The sequence below is a fragment of the Nonomuraea sediminis genome, from assembly GCF_018531495.1.
GTDB classification, from domain to species: Bacteria; Actinomycetota; Actinomycetes; order Streptosporangiales; family Streptosporangiaceae; genus Nonomuraea; species Nonomuraea sediminis.
The window spans coordinates 115,627-134,888 of the sequence record NZ_JAHDTI010000022.1 but is presented as its reverse complement, the minus strand read 5'-3'; the positions used below and the strand labels follow the sequence as shown (position 1 = coordinate 134,888).

Sequence of the window (19,262 nt, the reverse complement as noted above, 5' to 3'; positions counted from 1 at the left end):
GGGCCAGATTCAGGCTGTCTACGCAGGTCTACGCCTCGCCGGACGTCAGACCCACCGGACAGGCCACGCCCGTTCCGCCGATGCCGCAGTAGCCGTTTTTGTTGCGGTAAAGGTACTGCTGGTGGTACTCCTCCGCGAAGTAGAAGTCGAGGGCGGGGGCGATCTGGGTGGTGATCTGGCCGTAGCCGGATGTGGTGAGGACGCGTTGGTAGGCGTCCCTCGAGGCGATCGCTGACTTTTCCTGGGTGGGGGTGTGGAAGTAGATCGCCGAGCGGTACTGCGTGCCGGCGTCGTTGCCCTGGCGCATACCCTGGGTGGGGTCGTGCGCCTCCCAGAAGACGCGTAGCAGCTCCTCGTAGGACACCTTGGCCGGGTCGTAGACGACCCGCACGACCTCGGCGTGACCCGTGAGGCCGCTGCAGACCTCCTCGTAGGTGGGGTTGGGCGTGTACCCGCCCTGGTAGCCGACCGCCGTGGAGACGACGCCCGGCGTCTGCCAGAACTTGCGCTCAGCGCCCCAGAAGCACCCCAGTCCGAAGTCCGCGATCTCCAGCCCGTCGGTGACGTACGGCGGAGCGTCCAGGACCTCGTGGCCCGAGGGAGTGTAGATGGCCGTGGCGCGCCCGGGCAGGGCGTCCTCAGGCCGGACCATCGATGTCTTGTTGCCGAACAACCAGCCCATCGTCCACCTCCAGGAGAGACAGTCTATGTCACCAACCACCTGAACACTTAAGAAGCCCTAAATAATCCCATATAGCAATACGAGTTTGTGTTTAACCGTGGTAATGCGCAAAAATGCAAGACATGCCTGACCAGAGACGCGGTGTGCTGTTCGGCATCGCCGCCTACGCCATGTGGGGCCTGTTCCCCCTCTACTGGCCGCTGCTCAAGCCATCCGGCGCCATCGAGATCCTGGCCCACCGCATGGCCTGGTCGCTGGTGGCCGTGGTGGCGGTGCTCGCCGTACGCAGACACTGGTCATGGTTCAGAGAGCTGATCAAACAGCCGGCGAAGCTGGGCCTGCTGGCGCTGGCCGCGGTCCTGGTCAGCGTCAACTGGGGCACCTACATCTACGCGGTCAACAGCAACCACGTCGTCGAGAGCGCCCTGGGCTACTTCATCAACCCGCTGGTCAGCGTCCTGTTCGGCGTGCTCCTGCTGCGCGAGCGGCTGCGCCCGCTGCAGTGGGTCGCGGTGGGTTTCGGCCTGCTCGCCGTACTCGTCCTGACCATCGACTACGGCCGGCTGCCGTGGATCGCGCTGGTGCTGGCCGTCAGCTTCGGCCTGTACGGCCTGGTCAAGAAGAAGGCCAACGTGGGCGCGGCGGAGAGCCTGACCGTCGAGACGCTGGTGCTGCTGGCGCCCGCCCTGGCCTATCTCGTCTACCTCGAGCAGGCCGGGCAGTCCACGTTCGGCCATGAAGGCGCCGGGCACGCGCTGCTGCTGGCGGGCGCGGGCGTGGTCACGGCGGTGCCGCTGCTGTGCTTCACCGCCTCGGCCATCCGCATCCCGCTCAGCACGATCGGCCTGCTGCAGTACATCGCGCCGGTCCTGCAGTTCCTGTGCGGGGTGCTGATCGCGAAGGAGACGATGCCCACCAGCCGCTGGCTCGGCTTCTCGATCGTCTGGCTGGCCCTGGCCGTCTTCACCTACGACAGCATCCGTACGGCTCACGCCGCCCGCACCGCCATAAAGGCAAATATCCGGAATCAGCCGGAGCGTTCGACCACGTAGTCGCACAGGGCCAGGAAAGCCTCCTTGGCCGGGATGTCAGGCAACCCGGCCAGGTCGTCCCGGGCCCGGTCCATCCACGCGTTGAGCTCCGCCCTGGCCCGCCCCATCGCCGGATGCGCCCGCAGCAGCGTCAGCGCCTCCTCCAGGTCCTCCTCGGCCACCGGCCCAGCGAGCAGTTCGGCCAGCCGGGACCCGGGATCCTCGGCCAGGGCGTAGAGCACGGGCAGGGTCCTGATCCCCTCCCGCAGGTCGGTGCCGGGCGTCTTGCCCGACTCGCTCGAGGTGGAGGCCACGTCGAGCAGGTCGTCACCGAGCTGCCAGGCCACCCCGATCGCCTCACACGCCCGGCTGAGCCGCTCCTCGACGTCGGAGGGAGCCCCGGACAGCATCGCCCCGAACCGCCCCGAGGCGGCGATGAGCGAGCCCGTCTTGTCGGCCAGAACGTCGATGTAGTGCGCGATCGGGTCCTCGCCCTCGCGGACCCCGACGGTTTCGTGGATCTGCCCCTGCACGAGGCGGGAGAACGTCTGCGCCTGGACCCTGATCAGGTCGGCCCCGAGATCGGCCAGGATGTCGGAGGCCTGGGCGAACAGATAGTCGCCTGTGAGAATGGCCACCGTGTTGTTCCAGCGGGCGTTGGCCGACGGGCTGCCTCGCCGTACTTCGGCCTCGTCCATGACGTCGTCGTGGTAGAGCGACCCCAGGTGGGTCAGCTCGATCACCACCGCGCCCGGCACGATGCCGGGCGCGGACGGGTCTCCGAACTGGGCCGCCAGCAGCACCATCAATGTACGGAAGCGCTTGCCGCCCGCCTCGATGCCGTGCTTGGACACCTCTGTGACGAAGGCGTCCTCGCTCTCCACCGAGGAACGCAGCAGCTTCTCGACCGCTGCCAGCCCGTTGGCGATGTCCTGCGCCAACCGCTCGTCCCTGATAGGCAGATCAACAACGGGTGGCGCGGACATACGGATCCCCTTATCTGATGAACAGGCCAGAAGCGGCCTGGTTGGCCAGGTCGAGTACGGGCTGCGGGAAAAGCCCCACTCCTACCGTAACCAGCAGCGAAACGGCGATGACCGCCGCGGTACCCGCAGAGGGCACCGCGATGGACGGACCATCGGCCGCGGGTTCGCTGAAGAACATCAGCACGATCACGCGGACGTAGAAGAACGCCGCCACGGCCGAGGCGATGACACCCACCACGACCAGGCCCGTCATCCAGCCGCCCAGCGCGTCGCCAGGCTGCGCGCCGCTGCTCAGCGCCGCCGCGAAGACCGCGTACTTCCCGAAGAAGCCGCTCGTGAGCGGGATACCGGCGAAGGCGAGCAGGAAGAAGGCGAACACGCCGGCCAGGAGCGGCGAGCGCTTGCCCAGCCCGGCCCAGCGCGACAGGTGACCTGCCTCGCCGCCGGGGTCGCGCACCATCGTGACGACCGCGAACGCGCCCACCGTGGTGAGCCCGTAGACCACCAGGTAGAACAGGATCGCCGACAGCGAGGCGGCGTTCTGGGAGCCCTTGCCGAACGTGGCCATGACGCCGATCAGCAGGAAGCCCGCGTGCGCGATCGAGGAGTAGGCCAGCATCCGCTTGATGTCGGTCTGCGTGATGGCCAGGATCGCACCGACGATCATGGTGAGCGCGGCGACGACCCAGATGACCGGCCGCCAGTCCCAGTCCAGGTTGCCCAGGGCCACCCAGAACACCCGCAGCAGCGCCCCGAGGGCCGCGACCAGCACGCCGGAGGCCATCAGCGCGGTGATGGGCGTGGGAGCGCCCTGGTAGACGTCGGGCTTCCAGGCCTGGAACGGCGCGGCGCCGATCTTGAACAGCAGGCCCACGGCCAGCATCGAGAAGCCGACCAGGACCAGCGGGTCGAGCAGGGAGCCCTTGGCCAGCGCCTGGCTGATCCCCGCCAGGCTGACCGTGCCGGAGTAGCCGTACACCATGGCCGTGCCGTACAGGAAGAACGCCGAGGAGAACGCGCCGAGCAGGAAGTACTTCATCGACGCCTCCTGCGACAGCAGGCGGCGCCGGCGGGCCAGGCCGCACAGCAGGTACAGCGGCAGCGACATGACCTCGAGGCCCACGAACATGGTCAGCAGGTCGTTCGCGGCGGGGAACAGCAGCATGCCGCCCACCGCGAACAGGATCAGCGGGTAGATCTCGGTGTGCGCGCCGCCGCTGGTCTCGGCCTCCTCCTCGTCGGCGCTGCCGGGTACGGCTGCCGCCGAGGCGACGAAGTGGCCCTCGTCGTTGACCATCAGAACGCAGACGAACGAGAGCACCAGGATGACGCCCCAGATGAACAGCGCGGGACCGTCGACCGCGACGGCGCCCATGGCGACCGCCTTGGTCGGCACGTCGCCCCTGATCACCTGCAGCAGCACCAGGGCGAACGCCCCGGCCAGCGACAGCAGCGTGACCGGCACGTGGATCGCCTTGCGCAGGTAGCGCGGCGCGAACGCCTCCACGAGGACGCCGATGATGGCCGCGCCGAAGACCAGCAGCATCGGCGCCAGTGTGCCGTACTCGATGGTCGGCGCCTGGATCGTGTTCACTGACCGGCTCCCTTCTCAGCGATAGCCGGGTTGTCCACATGCACGTTGACCAGCGTCTTGGTCACGGCCGGGTTGATCACGTCGAGCAGCGGCTTGGGGAAGAAGCCGAAGCCGATGATGAGCGCGACCAGCGGCGCCAGCACGAGCACCTCGCGCAGGTTCAGGTCCTTGAACGCCTTGACCGGCTCGACCGTCGGCCCGTTCATGGCCCGCTGCACCATCCACAGGATGTAGACGGCGGCCAGGATGACCGCCACCGCGGAGATCACCGCGGCCACCGTGAGCGCCCCGGCACCGAAGGCGGTGCTCGAGTAGGTGCCGATCATCACCATGAACTCGCTGACGAAGGACGACAGCCCCGGCAGCGACAGGCCGGCCAGACCGGCGACCAGGAAGAAACCCGCGAGCAGCGGGGCGACCTTCTGCACGCCGCCGTAGTCGGCGATGTGCGGCGAGCCGCGCCGCGCGATGAGGAACCCGGCGGCCAGGAACAGCGCGCCCGTGGCGAAGCCGTGGTTGACCATGTAGAGCGTGGCGCCCGCCTGCGAGATCTGCGACATGGCGAACACGCCCATGACGATGAACCCGAAGTGCGAGATCGAGGTGTAGGCGATCAGGCGCTTCATGTCGGTCTGCCCGATGGCCACGATCGCGCCGTAGATGATGCTGATCACGGCGAGCACCACGACCGGCATCGTGAAGGCCTTGGCGGCGTCGGGGAACAGCTCCAGGCAGAAGCGGAGCATCCCGAACGTGCCCACCTTGTCCAGCACGCCCACCAGCAGCACCGCGGCGCCGGCCGGGGCCTGGGCGGCCGCGTCGGGCAGCCAGGTGTGCACCGGCCACAGCGGCGCCTTGATGGCGAAGGCGATGAAGAAGCCGCCGAACAGCCACTTCTGCGTGGTCGGGTCCTTGATGGCCCCGATCAGCTCGGGGAACATGAACGTGCCCTTGCCTGCCAGCACGTACAGCCCGATGACCGCGACCAGCATGAGCAGGCCGCCGAACAGCGAGTAGAGCAGGAACTTGACGGCCGCGTAGGACCGCTGCGCCCCGCCGTACGACCCGATCATGAAGTACATCGGGATCAGCATGGCTTCGAAGAAGACGTAGAAGAGGAAGATGTCGGTCGCCGCGAAGACGCCGATCATCATCGCTTCCAGCACGAGCAGCAGCGAGAAGTAGGTCTTCACCGACCGCTTGGGCGTGATCAGCGTGCCGTCGGTGCTCTGCACGCCGTCGGCGTCGTGCCACGAGGCGAGCACCACGATGGGCACCAGCACCGCCGACAGCGCGATCAGCACCAGCGCGACGCCGTCCGCGCCCACCCCGAACTTCACGCCGAAGCTCGGGATCCAGTTGTAGACCGCGGTGAACTGGAAGCGCTCGCCGTTGGGCTTGAACTGGGTGGCCATGGCGATGGTCAGCACCAGCACGACCAGCGAGACCAGCAGCGTGAGCTGCTTGGCCAGCTTGTCACTGCCCTTTGGGAGCAGGGCCACCACGATGGCGCCCAGCACGGGCACCGCCATGAGTATCGGGAGCCAGGGTGACATCAGATGTTCCCAACGAGGAGCAGGGCGCCGGTCAGCAGGGCGGCACCGATCAGGATGAACAACGCGTACGTTCGCGCGAAGCCGGTCTGGAGCCGCCGCAGGCGGCCCGAGGAGCCGCCGATGCCCGCGGCGACGCCGTTGACCACGCCGTCGACACCACGGTTGTCGAAGAAGACGGCCAGGCGGGTCAGCCACTGGCCGGGGCGCATGAACAGCGACTCGTTGATGGCGTCGCCGTACAGGTCACGCCGGGCGAACACGGTGAGGAAGTTGCCGCGCGGCGCGACCGCGGGCACCTCGGCCCTGCCGTACTTGACCCAGGCGAAAGCGGCACCGACGGCCACCAGAGCCAGCGTCACCAGACCGGGCGTGCTCGCGAAGTGGAACGACGGGAGCTCCGCCGGACGGCCGACGGCCGGGGCGAGGAACAGCATCAGCCTGTTGCTCAGGATGAGGTAACCACCCAGGAAGATCGACCCGATCGACAGGATGATCAGCGGCACGGTCATGACCTTCGGCGACTCGTGCGGGTGCGCGTCCTCGGCCCACCGCTTCTGGCCGAAGAAGGTCATGAAGACCATCCGCGACATGTAGAAGCCGGTGATGCCGGCGCCGAGCACCGCCAGCCAGCCCAGGGTCGGGTTGAGCTCGACCGCGGTGTCGATGATGCCGTCCTTGGTGAAGTAGCCGGACAGCAGCGGGAAACCGATGATCGCCAGGTAGCCGACGAAGAACGTCCAGAACGTGAGCGGCATGAACGCGCGCAGCCCGCCGTACTTGCGCATGTCGACCTCGTCGTTCATGCCGTGCATGACGGAGCCGGCACCGAGGAACAGGTCGGCCTTGAAGAAGCCGTGCGTGATCAGGTGACCGATCGCGAAGGCGTAGCCGGCCGGGCCCATGCCCGCGCCCAGCATCATGTAGCCGATCTGCGACATCGTCGAACCGGCCAGGCCCTTCTTGATGTCGTCCTTGGCGGTACCGATGATGGCACCGGCCAGCAGCGTGGCCGCGCCGACGATCGCGACGGCGAGCGCGGCGCCGGAGCCCTCGGGGAAGAAGAACGACCCCGAGCGGACCACCAGGTAGACGCCCGCGGTCACCATGGTCGCGGCGTGGATCAGGGCCGAGACCGGGGTCGGGCCCTCCATCGCGTCCAGGAGCCAGGACTGCAGCGGCAGCTGGGCCGACTTGCCGCAGGCGCCGAGGAGCAGCAGCAGGCCGATGGCCAGCGTGACGCCGTTCTGCACGCCGCTGACCTTCTCGCCCAGCTGGGCGAAGGTCAGCGTGCCGAACGAGGTCCAGATCACGAACATGCCGACCAGCAGGCCGAAGTCACCGACGCGGTTGACCACGAAGGCCTTCTTGGCCGCCACGGCCGCCGACGGCTTGAACTGCCAGAAGCCGATGAGCAGGTAGGAGGCCAGACCCACGCCCTCCCAGCCGATGAACAGCCCGACGTAGTTGTCGGCCAGCACCAGCAGGAGCATCGCGGCGACGAACAGGTTCAGGTAGCCGAAGAACCTGCGCCGGTCGGGGTCGTGCGACATGTAGCCGATCGAGTAGATGTGGATCAGCGAACCCACACCCGTGATCAGCAGCGCGAAGCTGATCGACAGCGGATCGACGAGCAGCCCCATCTTGACCATGCCGGGGATGAAGTCGTAGAGCTCGACCGCCTGCCGACGCTGGTTCTCACCGAGTCCGATGAGCTCGAAGAAAGCCAGCACCGCCACGACGAACGAGGCGAGCGACATGACCACGCCAAGCAGATGGCCCCACCGGTTGGTCATCTTCCCCAGGCACAGCAGGATCGCCGCACCGAGCAAGGGGAAGGCGATCATCAGCCATGAGACCCCGATGACGCCGCCGGCGGTGTTCTGGAGAATCCCTACAGGTTCCACCAGTCACCTCTTAGTACTTCAGCAGGTTGGCGTCGTCCACGGACGCCGACCTGCGGGTTCGGAAGATCGTCACGATGATGGCCAGGCCCACGACGACCTCGGCCGCGGCCACGACCATCACGAAGAACGCGATGATCTGGCCCTCCAGGTTGCCGTTCTGCTGGGAGAACGTGACGAACGCAAGGTTGCAGGCGTTGAGCATGAGCTCCACGCACATGAACACCACGATCGCGTTACGCCTGATCAGCACGCCCAGCGCGCCGATGGCGAACAGCACCCCGGAGAGGATGAGGTACTGCGTGGTCATTTGGCCTCCTCCTCGATCTCGGCGACGTGCTTGACGGCCTCGGCGAGCTTCGGGTCGGCAGGCAGGTGGTCCTTCTCGACGTCGAACCGCGCGATGTAGCGGTTGACCGACTTCTCCGAGACCGTGCCGTCCGGCAGCAGGGCCGGCATGTCGATGGCGTTGCTCCTGGCGTAGGTGCCAGGCCCGGGCAGCGGCGAGGGCTGGTCGCCCAGGAAGCGGGCGCGGGCCAGGTCCTTCTGCGTCGCCTTGGCCGTGAGCCGCTCGCGGTGCGCGAGCACCATCGCGCCGAGCGCGGCGGTGATCAGCAGCGCCGAGGTGATCTCGAAGGCGAAGACGTACTTCGTGAACAGCAGCAGCGCCAGCGTGCGGATGTAACCGCCCTGCCCGATGGCACCGGCCAGCCCCACGGGAGTGGAGAACACCGCATTGCCGACGGCCAGGATGAACAGCACCCCGAAGCCGACGGCGGCGATCGTGCCCCAGAACCGCTGGGCGCGCAGCGTCTCCACGAACGAGTCCGAGGAGTCGACGCCGACCAGCATGAGCACGAACAGGAACAGCATCATGACGGCGCCGGTGTAGACGATGATCTGCACCGCGGCCAGGAACGGCGCGTTCTGCACGGCGTACAGGACCGCCAGGCACAGCATCACGGTGCCGAGCATCAGCGCCGAGTAGACGGCCTTCCTGTTGAACACCATCCCGAGCGCGGCGGCTACGGAGACGACGGCGAGCACCCAGAAAGTGACCTGCTCACCCATTGGTCCGTCCCAACCGGTAGTAGTCCTCCTCGGTCTCGCCGAGGCGCATCGGGTGCGGAGGCTGCTCCATGCCCTGCGTGAGCGGGGCGAGCAGCATCTCCTTGGTGTAGATCAGGCTCTCGCGGTTGTAGTCGGCCAGCTCGTACTCGTTCGTCATGGTGAGCGCGCGAGTCGGGCAGGCCTCGATGCAGAGCCCGCACAGGATGCACCGCAAGTAGTTGATCTGGTAGGTGCGGCCGTAACGCTCGCCCGGGGAGAAACGCTCCTCGTCGGTGTTGTCCGCGCCCTCGACGTAGATCGCGTCGGCGGGACACGCCCAGGCGCACAGCTCGCACCCGACGCACTTCTCCAGCCCGTCGGGCCAGCGGTTGAGCTGGTGACGGCCGTGGAAGCGCGGCGCGGTCGGCCTCTTCACCTCGGGGTACATCGTGGTCGCCCGAGGCTTGAAGATCGTATGGAAGGTGACGCCGAACCCCTTGACCGGGTTCAGCCAATCAGTTAGTCCCACTGGGAACCTCCTTGCGCTGCACCCCGTGGTAGTGCGGCAGATCGAGCGGCGGAACGGGGAACCCGCCCGCGGTCGGCTCGGCGGCGAGCTCTTCGAACTCGGCCTCGGCCTGTGCCTTCTTCGCTTCCCTCTGACGCTGGTTCACGGTGTCGAACCTGAGCCAGATGGCCAGCACGCCGACGACGGTGATCACGCCGAGCGCGATGGCCACGCCCGTGCTGCCGGGGAACTCACCGCTCCTGGTGAGGGTGACCGTGCGCACGGCCGCGACGAGCAGGATCCACGCCAGGTTGACCGGGATCAGTACCTTCCAGCCCAGCGACATCAGCTGGTCGTAGCGCACCCGCGGCAGCGAGGCGCGCACCCAGACGATGAAGCTGAAGGTCAGCACGAACTTGATGAAGAACCAGAGCACCGGCCACCAGCCCTGGTTGGCGCCCTCCCACAGCGAGATGGGCCAGGGCGCCCGCCAGCCGCCCAGGAACAGCGTGACCGCGATGGCCGAGGCGGTGAAGGTGTGCAGGTACTCGCCCATCATGATGAGCGCGAACTTCAGCGAGGAGGAGTACTCGGTCTGGAAGCCGCCGACCAGCTCGCCCTCGCCCTCGGGCAGGTCGAACGGGATGCGCGCCGCCTCGCCGAACATGCAGATCACGTAGACGAGGAACGACGGAATCAGCATCACCACGTACCAGAGCGAACTCTGGGCGTGCACGATCTCCGAGGTCGACAGCGTCCCGGCGAAGATGAAGACCGCCACGAACGACAGGCCCATCGCGATCTCGTAGGACACGACCTGCGCCGCCGACCTCAGTCCACCCAGCAGCGCGTACGGCGAGCGGGACGACCACCCGGCCACCACCACGCCGTAGACGGAGACGGCGCCCATGGCCAGCATGAACAGCACCGCCACGGGCAGGTCGACCAGCTGCAGCGGCGTGGTGACGCCGAACAGGTTGACCATTCCGGCGAACGGGATGATCGAGAAGGCCAGGAAGGCCGGCACGACCATGATGATCGGGGCCAGCAGGTAGAGCACCTTGTCCACGGTCCGCGGGAAGAGGTCCTCCTTCAGGCCCATCTTCAGTCCGTCGGCCACCGATTGCAGCAGGCCGAACTTGCCCGCCCGGTTGGGGCCGACGCGGTTCTGCATCCAGGAGATGAGCTTGCGCTCGTACCAGACGCCGAACAGGACGCCCAGCATCAGGAAGACGAAGAGCATCACGGCCTTGATGATCGTGATCCAGAGAGGATCCTTGCCGAAGTCGGCGAGGGTCGGATCGGCCGCGAGAACGTGGATCATGAGGCGCTCCCGATCGTGACGATGTCGCCGGCCACCGCGCCGAGGTCGCGGGTGACCGAGCAGCCGCCGGAGTTCGCGGGCACCCAGACCACCCTGTCGGGCAGGTCGGCGACGCGGACGGGCAGCGTTACGGTACCGCCGACGACGACCTTGTCGCCGTCGGAGACACCGATCTCGGCCGCCGTGCTTTCCGACAGCAGGGCCTCGGCGGCGCGGGCGGTGCCCGCGAGGTACGGCTCGCCGTCCTGCATGCGGCCCTCGTCCAGCAGCAGGTGCCAGCTGGCCAGCTGTGCCTCGCCCGACATCGGGGCGGACAGCGAGCGGGTGGCGGTCTGCGGCGCGGCCACGCGGGCCCCGCGCCAGCCGCCGATCTCGCTCAGCTCGCGGCGGGCGGCCTTGGCGTCCGGCAGGGCCAGGTGGACGTCCATCCTGTCGGCCAGGTTGCCGATGACGGCCAGGTCACCCTGCAGGCCGGGGACGCGCAGCGGCGCGTCGAACGTGCGGCCGCGGCCCTCCCAGTTGACGAAGGTGCCGCTCTTCTCGGCGACCGCGGCGACCGGCAGGACCACGTCGGCCCTGTCGGTGACGGCGCTGGCCCTGATCTCCAGGCTGACGATGAACGGCGTGTTCTCCAGCGCGTCCAGCGCGGCCCGCGGGTCGGGCAGGTCGTAGGGGTCGACACCGGCGACGACCAGCGCGTCGAGGTCGCCGTCGCGGGCTCCGGCCAGGATGGCGGTGATGTCGCGGCCCGGGGTGTCGGGCAGCGAGGAGACGTTCCAGGCGCGAGCGACCTCGGCCCTGGCGGTCTCGTCGCTGACCGGGCGCCCGATCGGCAGCAGGTTCGGCAGCGCGCCGGCCTCGACGGCGCCGCGCTCGCCCGCCCTGCGCGGGATCCAGGCGAGCTTGGCTCCCGACGCGGCGCTCAGCCGTACCAGGGCGGACAGGGCGCCGGGGACGGCGGCCAGCCGCTCACCGGCCAGGATGACCGTGCCTTCGGCCAGCGAGCCGACCAGCTCGCCGATCGCGTCGGCCTCGCCGCCGGGGGCGGTGCGGATGAGCGTGCCGCCCACCTTCTCCAGGCCCTTGGTGGCGAACGGCGCGATCGCGCTGACCTTGAGACCGTGCTTGCGCCAGGCCTTGCGCAGGCGCAGGAACACGATCGGCGACTCCTCCTCGGGCTCGAAGCCCACCAGGAGGACGGCGGGGGCGGTCTCGAGGTCGGTGTAGGAGACCTCGATGCCCTTGCCGGCGACCGCGTGGGCGAGGAACTGGGTCTCCTCGGCCGAGTGCGGGCGGGCGCGGAAGTCGATGTCGTTGGTGCCGAGCGCGATGCGGGCGAACTTGGCGTAGGCGTAGGCGTCCTCGACCGTGAGCCTGCCACCGACCAGCACGCCGGCCTTGCCGCGGGCCTTGGCCAGCCCCTCGGCGGCCACGCTCAGCGCCTCCGGCCAGGAGGCCGGCACCAGCACGCCCTCCTCGTTGCGGACCAGCGGAGTCTGCAGGCGGTCGGGCTGCGTGGCGTAGGTGAACGCCCAGCGGCCCTTGTCGCAGTTCCACTCCTCGTTGACCTTCGGGTCGTTACCCGCCAGGCGGCGGGTGACCCGGCCGCGCCGGTGGTCGGTGCGCAAGTCGCAGCCGGCCGCGCAGTGCTCGCACGCGCTGGGCGTCGACACCAGGTCGAACGGGCGGGCGCGGAAGCGGTAGGCGGCGCCGGTGAGCGCTCCCACCGGGCAGATCTGGATGGTGTTGCCCGCGAAGTAGGACTGGAACGGCTCGCCGTCGGCGACGCCCACCTGCTCCTTGGCCCCGCGCTCGAAGAACTCGATGAACGGGTCACCGGCGATCTGGTCGGAGAAGCGGATGCACCTGGCGCACTGCACGCAGCGCTCGCGGTCGAGCAGCACCTGCGTCGACAGCGGGAGCGGCTTGGGGAAGGTGCGCTTGGTCTCCTGGAACCTGGACTCGCCCCTGCCGTTCGACATGGCCTGGTTCTGCAGGGGGCACTCGCCGCCCTTGTCGCAGACCGGGCAGTCGAGCGGGTGGTTGAGCAGCAGGAACTCCATCGCCGCGCGCTGCGCCTTCTCGGCGACCGGCGAGGTGAGCTGCGTCTGCACCACCATGCCCTCGGCGACGTCGATCGCGCAGGACGGCTGCGGCTTGGGGAAGCCGCGGCCGTTGCCGGCGTCGGGGATGTCGACCAGGCACTGGCGGCAGTTGGCCGCCGGGTCGAGCAGCGGGTGGTCGCAGAAGCGGGGGATCTGGATCCCCAGCAGCTCGGCCGCGCGGATGATCAGCGTGCCCTTGGGCACGCTCACCTGGAACCCGTCGATCGTGAGGGTCACCAGGTTCGTCTCTGTCTCTACTACGGTCACTGGTCACCCCAGAGAGTGGACTTCTTCGCGTCGAACGGGCAGCCGCCGATCTCGAAGTGCTTGAGGTACTCCTCGCGGAAGTACTTCACCGAGGAGTGGATCGGGCTGGTGGCGCCGTCGCCCAGGGCGCAGAAGGACCGGCCGAGGATGTTGTCGGCGATGTCGGTGATCGTCGACAGGTCCTCCTCGGTGCCCTGGCCCTTCTCCAGGCGCTTGAGCACCTGCTTGAGCCAGTAGGTGCCCTCGCGGCACGGCGTGCACTTGCCGCAGGACTCGTGCGCGTAGAACTCGGTCCAGCGCAGCACGGTCCGCACGACGCAGGTCGTGTCGTCGAAGATCTGCAGGGCCCGGGTGCCGAGCATCGAGCCCTTGGCGCCGACCGCCTCGAAGTCGAGCGGCACGTCCAGGTGCTCGTCGGTGAAGATCGGCGTGGAGGAGCCGCCCGGGGTCCAGAACTTGATCTCGTGTCCCGCGCGGATGCCGCCGGCCATGTCGAGCAGCTCGCGCAGCGTGATGCCCAGCGGCGCCTCGTACTGGCCCGGCCGGGTGACGTGGCCGCTCAGCGAGAAGATGCCGAAGCCCTTGGACTTCTCGGTGCCCATCCCGGCGAACCACTCGGCGCCGTTGGCGATGATCGAGGGAACACTGGCGATCGACTCCACGTTGTTCACCACAGTGGGCGAGGCGTACAGGCCTGCCACGGCGGGGAAGGGGGGCTTGAGTCGCGGTTGACCTCTGAAGCCCTCCAGCGAGTCGAGCAGCGCCGTCTCCTCGCCGCAGATGTAGGCGCCGGCGCCGCTGTGCACGACCAGTTCGAGGTCGTAGCCGGAGCCGAAGACGTCCTTGCCGAGGTAGCCCTTCTCGTAGGCCTCGCGCACGGCCGCGTGCAGCCGCCGGATGACGTGCAGCACCTCGCCGCGGACGTAGATGAAGGCGTGGTTGGCCCTGATCGCGTACGAGGTGATGATGATGCCCTCGACCAGCGCGTGCGGGTTGGCCATCATCAGCGGGATGTCCTTGCAGGTGCCCGGCTCCGACTCGTCGGCGTTGACGACGAGGTAGTGCGGCTTGCCGTCGCCCTGCGGGATGAAGCCCCACTTCATGCCGGTGGGGAAGCCCGCGCCGCCGCGGCCGCGCAGACCGGAGTCCTTGACGGCCTGGATGACGGCGTCGGGGTCCATGCCCAGCGCCTGGCGGGCCGCGCTGTACTCGCCGTAGCCCTCCAGGGTGAAGGAGTTCGGCTGGTCCCAGTTGGCGGTCAGGACCGGGGTAAGAGTCGTCACGCTTCCGGTGCCTTCCATCCGTTGGCCTTGGCGAGCTTCAGGCCCTCGAGCGACGGGCCGGCGGCCGAGGGGCCGTCGCCCGCCAGGTCGTCCGGCAGGCCGGAGAGCACCCGCGAGGCCTCCTTGAACGTGCACAGGCGCTTGGGGCCGCGGGTCGGCCGCACGTCCTTGCCGTCACGCAGGTCGTCCACGAGCTGCTTGGCCGACTCGGGGGTCTGGTTGTCGAAGAACTCCCAGTTGACCATCATCACGGGGGCGAAGTCGCAGGCCGCGTTGCACTCGATGCGCTCGAGCGAGACCTTGCCGTCGGCGGTCGCCTCCTCGTGGCCGACGCCGACGTGCTCCGACAGCTCGTCCCAGATCTCGTCGCCGCCCATCACCGCGCACAGCGAGTTGATGCAGACGCCCACGTGGTACTCGCCGGCCGGCTTGCGCTTGTACATGGTGTAGAACGTCGCGACGCCCACCACCTCGGCCTTGCTCAGGCCCAGCATCTCGGCGCAGAACTCCTGACCGTCGTCGGAGACGTACCCGTCCTCCGACTGCACCAGGTGCAGCAGAGGCAGCAGCGCCGACCGGGTCTTCGGGTAGCGCCCGATGATCTCCTTGGCGTCCCTCTCGAGACGCTCCCGGACCTCCGGTTCGTACGTCACCGGTCAACACCTCCCATGACAGGGTCGATTGAAGCCACCGCGGCGATCACGTCGGCGACCTGGCCGCCCTCCGCCATCGCGGGGAAGCTCTGCAGGTTCACGAAGGACGGCTCGCGGAAGTGCACGCGATAGGGCCGGGTGCCGCCGTCGGAGACGACGTGCGCGCCCAGCTCGCCCTTCGGCGACTCGATGGAGGCGTAGGCCTGGCCGGCCGGCACCCTGAAGCCCTCGGTCACCAGCTTGAAGTGGTGGATGAGGGCCTCCATGGAGCTGCCCATGATGTGCGCGATGTGGTCGGGCGAGTTTCCGAAGCCGTCGGGGCCCAGCGCGAGCTGCGCGGGCCAGCCGATCTTCTTGTCCTCGACCATCACCGGCTCGCCCTTGAGCGGTCCGGCGAGCTTGTCGAGCGCCTGCTCGATGATCTTGAGGGACTCCTCCATCTCGGCCATGCGGACGAGATAGCGGGAGTACACGTCGCAGCCGCGCTGGGTCGGCACGTCGAACTCGTAGTCCTCGTAGCCGCAGTAGGGCTGCGACTTGCGCAGGTCCCACGGCAGGCCGGCGGCGCGCAGGATCGGGCCGGTGACGCCGAGCGCCATGCAGCCCGTCAGGTCGAGGTAGGCCACGTCCCTGGTGCGGCGCACGTAGACGGGGTTCTCGTCCAGGAGCTTGCGGATGTCCTTGATCCGCTTGGGCATCACCTTGAGGAACTCGCCCACCTTGTCGACCGCGCCCGCGGGCAGGTCGACGCTCACGCCGCCCGGCCGTACGTAGGCGTGGTTCATGCGCAGGCCGGTGATGTACTCGAACAGGTCCATGACCAGCTCGCGGTCGCGGTAGCCGAACAGGAACGGCGTGGTCGCGCCCAGCTCCATGCCGAACGTGCCCATCGCGACCAGGTGCGAGGAGATGCGGTTGAGCTCCATCATCATCACGCGGATGGCCTGGGCCCTGGCCGGCACCTTGTCCTCGATGCCGAGCAGCTTCTCCACACCGAGGCAGTAGGCCGTCTCGTTGAAGATCGGCGACAGGTAGTCCATCCGGGTCACGAACGTCGTGCCCTGGGTCCAGGTGCGGAACTCCAGGTTCTTCTCGATGCCCGTGTGCAGGTAGCCGATGACGCTGCGGGCCTCGGTGACCGTCTCGCCGTCGAGCGTGAGCACCAGGCGGAGCACGCCGTGCGTGGACGGGTGCTGCGGGCCCATGTTGACGACCAGGCGCTCTTCCTCGGTGTCGCGCACGCTGCTGACGACCTGGTCCCAGTCGGCGCCGGTGACGGAGTAGACCTTGCCCTCGGTCGCCTCGTCGTAGCCAGTGGTCATGAGTACGACCTCCTCTCGTCCGGCGCGGGGATGGTGGCGCCGCGGTACTCGACCGGGATGCCACCCAGCGGGTAGTCCTTGCGCTGCGGGTGGCCGTCCCAGTCGTCCGGCATCATGATCCTGGTCAGCGCGGGGTGGCCGTCGTAGACGATGCCGAAGAAGTCGTAGGCCTCGCGCTCGTGCCAGTCGTTGGTCGGGTAGACGCCGACGGTCGAGGGGATGTGCGGGTCGGTGTCCGGGCAGCTGGTCTCGACGCGCACCCGGCGGTTGTGGGTGATCGAGAGCAGGTGGATGACCGAGTGCAGCTCCTCGCCCTGCAGGTGCGGGTAGTGCACGCCGGAGACGCCCAGGCACATCTCGAAGCGCAGGGCCGGCTCGTCGCGCAGCTTCCCGCAGACCTCGACCAGGCGCTCGCGCTTGACGTGCAGGGTCAGCTCGCCCCTGTCGACGACGACGCGCTCGATGGCGTCGTCGAGGGCCAGGGTGTCGACCAGCTCGTCGAAGTAGCCGCCGTACGGCCGCGGCGTGGCCAGCTCCGGCGCCCGGCGCACGACCAGCCCGCCGTACCCGGAGGTGTCGCCCGAGTCGTGCGCGCCGAACATGCCGTGCCGCGCGACAGGAGGCTCGGGTACGGCCGGCACCGCCTTGTCGGGCACGCCGGCATCCGGAGTGTCGGGCAGATTGTCAGGCGAGGTCACTTGGCCGCCCCCTGGTCGATCAGCGGAAGCGAGCGCAGCGCCTGCAGTTCGAGCTCCTCGATCTGCTTGGCGCGGTGGGCGCCGAACTTCATGTTCTGAATCTTGTCGTGCAGCTTCACGATCGAGTCGATCAGCATCTCCGGCCGCGGCGGGCAGCCGGGCAGGTAGACGTCGACCGGGACGATGTGGTCCACGCCCTGCACGATGGCGTAGTTGTTGAACATGCCGCCGCTGGAGGCGCACACGCCCATCGAGATGACCCACTTGGGCTCGGCCATCTGGTCGTAGATCTGGCGCAGCACCGGCGCCATCTTCTGCGACACGCGGCCGGCGACGATCATCAGGTCGGCCTGGCGAGGAGACGCCGAAGCGCGCTCCATGCCGAAGCGCGCCAGGTCGTAGTGGGGGCCACCGGTGGCCATCAGCTCGATGGCGCAACATGCCAGGCCGAAGGTCGCCGGCCACACCGAGTTCTTGCGCGCCCAGCCCGCGGCCTGCTCGACCGTGGTGAGGATGAACCCACTGGGGAGTTTCTCTTCAAGTCCCATTTTCAGTCCCAGTCCAGACCCTTGCGGCGCCACACGTACGCGTAGGCCACGAGCACGGTGGCGATGAACAGCAGCATCTCGACAAGCGCGAAGATCCCGAGGCCGGAGGAGATCACGCTGCCGGCGTCGTTCTTGAGCGGGGCGAAGGAGACCGCCCACGGGTAGAGGAAGATGATCTCGATGTCGAACACGATGAAGAGCATCGCGGTGATCATGTATTTCAGCGGGAACCGTCCGCCACCGACAGGCTGGGGCGTCGGCTCGATGCCGCATTCGTAGGCGTCAAGCTTGGCGCGGTTCCAGCGCTTGGGACCGGTGAAAGGGGCGATGGCGACCGAGAAGATCGCGAAGCCCCCGGCGAGAACGGCGAGCACCAGGATGGGCACGTACAGGTCCATCGCTACGCCTCCTCTTGCATCGCCACGCGCGAGGGCGCGCAGTCTGAGCTATAAGTTTGCCTGGTGTTTATGACATTCATGCTGGTGGGGCGACCTTCGAGAGAGCGTTGATGATCCTGTCCGACGCATCGCCTCGCCGGTCGGTGAGATTACCAAGGAGCTTCAGCGCGAAGCGCATCAGCCTCGGATGAGGCAGACCATGCCGCGTGCCGAAGCTCATCACCCCCGGCCTCCCGATCGCCTCGACGAACATCCTGCCGAGAGTGAAGTAGCCGCCGTAGGCGTCTTTCAGCACTTGAGGATATGTCCGCAGAATGCGTTCTCGTTGCGCGGGCGTGCTCGCCCGCAACGCCTTGGCGATGACCTCCGCCGCGATCTCGCCGGTTTCCATGGCGTAGGCGATGCCTTCGCCGTTGAACGGGTTGATCGCGCCGCCGGAGTCGCCCACCAGCACCAGGCCGCGCGTGTAGTGCGGCTGCCTGTTGAAGGCCATCGGGAGGGCGGCGCCGCGGATCGGCGTCGTCATGTTCTCCTCGGTGAACCCCCAGTCGGCGGGCATGTTCTTGGTCCACCGGCGCAGCAGGTCGCGGTAGTCCACGTTCTTGAAGCGGGCGCTGGTGTTGAGCAGCCCGAGCCCGACGTTGGCGGTGCCGTCGCCGACGCCGAACACCCACCCGTACCCGGGCAGCAACTGGTCCTCGGCCCACAGCTCGAGCCAGATCTCCAGGTAGTCGTCGTCGTGGCGCGGGCTCTCGTAGTAGGTCCGCACGGCCACGCCCATCGGGCGGTCTTCCCGCTTGTGCAGGCCCATGCCCAGGGCCAGCCTGGTGCTGTTCCCGTCGGCGGCGACGACCAGGCGGCTGCGGAACTCGCGCCCGTCCTTGGTGGTCACGCCCACGATGTGGCCGCTGCGGTCGTCCAGGATCGGGCTGGTGACGGTGACGTTCTCCATCAGCCGCACGCCGTTCTTGACGGCGTTGGCGGCGATGACCTCGTCGAAGTCCTTGCGCGGGCGCACCAGGCCGAAGTCGGGGAAGCGGTCGAGCTTGGGCCAGTCGAGGTCGAAGCGGTGCCCTCCGCCGACGACCCGCAGCCCCTTGTTCCTGATCCAGCCCGGGGCGTCGATGTCGATGCCCATGTTGAGCAACTGCTTGACGGCCCTGGGGGTCAACCCGTCGCCGCAGACCTTCTCCCTGGGGAAGCTGGTCTTCTCCAGGACCAGCACATCCAGCCCGGCCTGGGCGAGATAAAAGGCGGTTGCGGAACCTGCGGGACCGGCGCCGACGACGATGACGTCGGCGTCAGCCTGTGTGGCTGCTGGCACGGTCACTGGACTGTCCTGCCCTACACGCTCGA

At 68.2% G+C, this 19,262-nt stretch carries 18 protein-coding genes; 1 reads left to right on the top strand and 17 read right to left on the bottom strand.

What is annotated here, in order from left to right:
* Nucleotides 1–28: 28 nt before the first annotated feature.
* Nucleotides 29–682 (bottom strand): peptide-methionine (S)-S-oxide reductase MsrA, encoded by a 654-nt coding sequence (msrA, locus tag KIK09_RS53490; RefSeq protein WP_214327320.1) that lies wholly within the window; start codon nucleotides 680–682, stop codon nucleotides 29–31.
* Between the two features lie 122 nt (nucleotides 683–804).
* Between msrA and rarD the strand changes: the two genes are divergently transcribed.
* Nucleotides 805–1,734, top strand: coding sequence for an EamA family transporter RarD (gene rarD, locus KIK09_RS53485; protein ID WP_214327319.1), 930 nt, complete (start codon nucleotides 805–807; stop codon nucleotides 1,732–1,734).
* Here rarD and KIK09_RS53480 read toward each other — a convergent pair.
* From KIK09_RS53480 to KIK09_RS53405, 16 genes are all read right to left on the bottom strand, one after another.
* Complete coding sequence (locus KIK09_RS53480) at nucleotides 1,710–2,699, bottom strand: polyprenyl synthetase family protein (protein WP_214327318.1); 990 nt, start codon at nucleotides 2,697–2,699, stop codon at nucleotides 1,710–1,712. The genes rarD and KIK09_RS53480 overlap by 25 nt on opposite strands.
* Before the next feature lie 10 nt (nucleotides 2,700–2,709).
* A complete protein-coding gene (gene nuoN / locus KIK09_RS53475) occupies nucleotides 2,710–4,245 on the bottom strand; it encodes an NADH-quinone oxidoreductase subunit NuoN (protein ID WP_250575306.1) in 1,536 nt (511 codons plus the stop codon).
* Between the two features lie 44 nt (nucleotides 4,246–4,289).
* Nucleotides 4,290–5,849 carry an NADH-quinone oxidoreductase subunit M gene (locus tag KIK09_RS53470; RefSeq protein ID WP_214327316.1) on the bottom strand — a complete coding sequence of 520 codons (1,560 nt, stop codon included), beginning with the start codon at nucleotides 5,847–5,849 and terminating at the stop codon, nucleotides 4,290–4,292.
* Complete coding sequence (gene nuoL, locus KIK09_RS53465) at nucleotides 5,849–7,693, bottom strand: NADH-quinone oxidoreductase subunit L (protein ID WP_214327333.1); 1,845 nt, start codon at nucleotides 7,691–7,693, stop codon at nucleotides 5,849–5,851. The genes KIK09_RS53470 and nuoL overlap by 1 nt, the downstream gene beginning before the upstream one ends.
* 70 nt (nucleotides 7,694–7,763) lie before the next feature.
* Nucleotides 7,764–8,060, bottom strand: coding sequence for an NADH-quinone oxidoreductase subunit NuoK (gene nuoK / locus KIK09_RS53460; protein ID WP_214327315.1), 297 nt, complete (start codon nucleotides 8,058–8,060; stop codon nucleotides 7,764–7,766).
* A complete protein-coding gene (locus KIK09_RS53455) occupies nucleotides 8,057–8,821 on the bottom strand; it encodes an NADH-quinone oxidoreductase subunit J (RefSeq protein WP_214327314.1) in 765 nt (254 codons plus the stop codon). The genes nuoK and KIK09_RS53455 overlap by 4 nt, the downstream gene beginning before the upstream one ends.
* Complete coding sequence (gene nuoI / locus KIK09_RS53450) at nucleotides 8,814–9,329, bottom strand: NADH-quinone oxidoreductase subunit NuoI (protein WP_214327313.1); 516 nt, start codon at nucleotides 9,327–9,329, stop codon at nucleotides 8,814–8,816. The genes KIK09_RS53455 and nuoI overlap by 8 nt, the downstream gene beginning before the upstream one ends.
* Nucleotides 9,316–10,632, bottom strand: a complete 1,317-nt coding sequence (gene nuoH / locus KIK09_RS53445; RefSeq protein ID WP_214327312.1) for an NADH-quinone oxidoreductase subunit NuoH — start codon at nucleotides 10,630–10,632, stop codon at nucleotides 9,316–9,318. The genes nuoI and nuoH overlap by 14 nt, the downstream gene beginning before the upstream one ends.
* A complete protein-coding gene (locus KIK09_RS53440) occupies nucleotides 10,629–13,004 on the bottom strand; it encodes an NADH-quinone oxidoreductase subunit G (protein WP_214327311.1) in 2,376 nt (791 codons plus the stop codon). The genes nuoH and KIK09_RS53440 overlap by 4 nt, the downstream gene beginning before the upstream one ends.
* A complete protein-coding gene (gene nuoF, locus KIK09_RS53435; protein ID WP_214327310.1) occupies nucleotides 13,001–14,287 on the bottom strand; it encodes an NADH-quinone oxidoreductase subunit NuoF in 1,287 nt (428 codons plus the stop codon). Before nuoF ends, KIK09_RS53440 begins: the two co-directional genes overlap by 4 nt.
* Nucleotides 14,284–14,940, bottom strand: a complete 657-nt coding sequence (gene nuoE, locus KIK09_RS53430) for an NADH-quinone oxidoreductase subunit NuoE (protein WP_214327309.1) — start codon at nucleotides 14,938–14,940, stop codon at nucleotides 14,284–14,286. The genes nuoF and nuoE overlap by 4 nt, the downstream gene beginning before the upstream one ends.
* Nucleotides 14,937–16,262 (bottom strand): NADH-quinone oxidoreductase subunit D, encoded by a 1,326-nt coding sequence (locus KIK09_RS53425; RefSeq protein ID WP_214327308.1) that lies wholly within the window; start codon nucleotides 16,260–16,262, stop codon nucleotides 14,937–14,939. Before KIK09_RS53425 ends, nuoE begins: the two co-directional genes overlap by 4 nt.
* Entirely contained in the window at nucleotides 16,259–16,960 is a 702-nt protein-coding gene (locus KIK09_RS53420; protein ID WP_214327307.1) for an NADH-quinone oxidoreductase subunit C, read from the bottom strand. Before KIK09_RS53420 ends, KIK09_RS53425 begins: the two co-directional genes overlap by 4 nt.
* Nucleotides 16,957–17,508, bottom strand: coding sequence for a NuoB/complex I 20 kDa subunit family protein (locus KIK09_RS53415; protein ID WP_214327306.1), 552 nt, complete (start codon nucleotides 17,506–17,508; stop codon nucleotides 16,957–16,959). Before KIK09_RS53415 ends, KIK09_RS53420 begins: the two co-directional genes overlap by 4 nt.
* A 2-nt stretch (nucleotides 17,509–17,510) precedes the next feature.
* Nucleotides 17,511–17,906 carry an NADH-quinone oxidoreductase subunit A gene (locus KIK09_RS53410; RefSeq protein ID WP_214327305.1) on the bottom strand — a complete coding sequence of 132 codons (396 nt, stop codon included), beginning with the start codon at nucleotides 17,904–17,906 and terminating at the stop codon, nucleotides 17,511–17,513.
* 76 nt (nucleotides 17,907–17,982) lie between these two features.
* The gene (locus tag KIK09_RS53405) at nucleotides 17,983–19,236 is read right to left on the bottom strand and encodes a geranylgeranyl reductase family protein (RefSeq protein ID WP_214327304.1); all 1,254 of its coding nucleotides are present in this window, start codon (nucleotides 19,234–19,236) and stop codon (nucleotides 17,983–17,985) included.
* Between the last annotated feature and the right edge of the window lie 26 nt (nucleotides 19,237–19,262).

What these genes read in the sequence shown, in the direction of transcription:
- KIK09_RS53410 (WP_214327305.1), bottom strand. Translation starts at nt 17,906, where the DNA reads ATGGACCTGTACGTGCCCATCCTGGTGCTCGCCGTTCTCGCCGGGGGC.
- rarD (WP_214327319.1), top strand. Translation starts at nt 805, where the DNA reads ATGCCTGACCAGAGACGCGGTGTGCTGTTCGGCATCGCCGCCTACGCC.
- nuoH (WP_214327312.1), bottom strand. Translation starts at nt 10,632, where the DNA reads ATGATCCACGTTCTCGCGGCCGATCCGACCCTCGCCGACTTCGGCAAG.
- KIK09_RS53470 (WP_214327316.1), bottom strand. Translation starts at nt 5,849, where the DNA reads ATGTCACCCTGGCTCCCGATACTCATGGCGGTGCCCGTGCTGGGCGCC.
- nuoN (WP_250575306.1), bottom strand. Translation starts at nt 4,245, where the DNA reads ATGCTGCTGGTCTTCGGCGCGGCCATCATCGGCGTCCTCGTGGAGGCG.
- KIK09_RS53425 (WP_214327308.1), bottom strand. Translation starts at nt 16,262, where the DNA reads ATGACCACTGGCTACGACGAGGCGACCGAGGGCAAGGTCTACTCCGTC.
- nuoK (WP_214327315.1), bottom strand. Translation starts at nt 8,060, where the DNA reads ATGACCACGCAGTACCTCATCCTCTCCGGGGTGCTGTTCGCCATCGGC.
- KIK09_RS53480 (WP_214327318.1), bottom strand. Translation starts at nt 2,699, where the DNA reads ATGTCCGCGCCACCCGTTGTTGATCTGCCTATCAGGGACGAGCGGTTG.
- KIK09_RS53455 (WP_214327314.1), bottom strand. Translation starts at nt 8,821, where the DNA reads ATGGGTGAGCAGGTCACTTTCTGGGTGCTCGCCGTCGTCTCCGTAGCC.
- KIK09_RS53415 (WP_214327306.1), bottom strand. Translation starts at nt 17,508, where the DNA reads ATGGGACTTGAAGAGAAACTCCCCAGTGGGTTCATCCTCACCACGGTC.
- msrA (WP_214327320.1), bottom strand. Translation starts at nt 682, where the DNA reads ATGGGCTGGTTGTTCGGCAACAAGACATCGATGGTCCGGCCTGAGGAC.
- nuoL (WP_214327333.1), bottom strand. Translation starts at nt 7,693, where the DNA reads ATGATCGCCTTCCCCTTGCTCGGTGCGGCGATCCTGCTGTGCCTGGGG.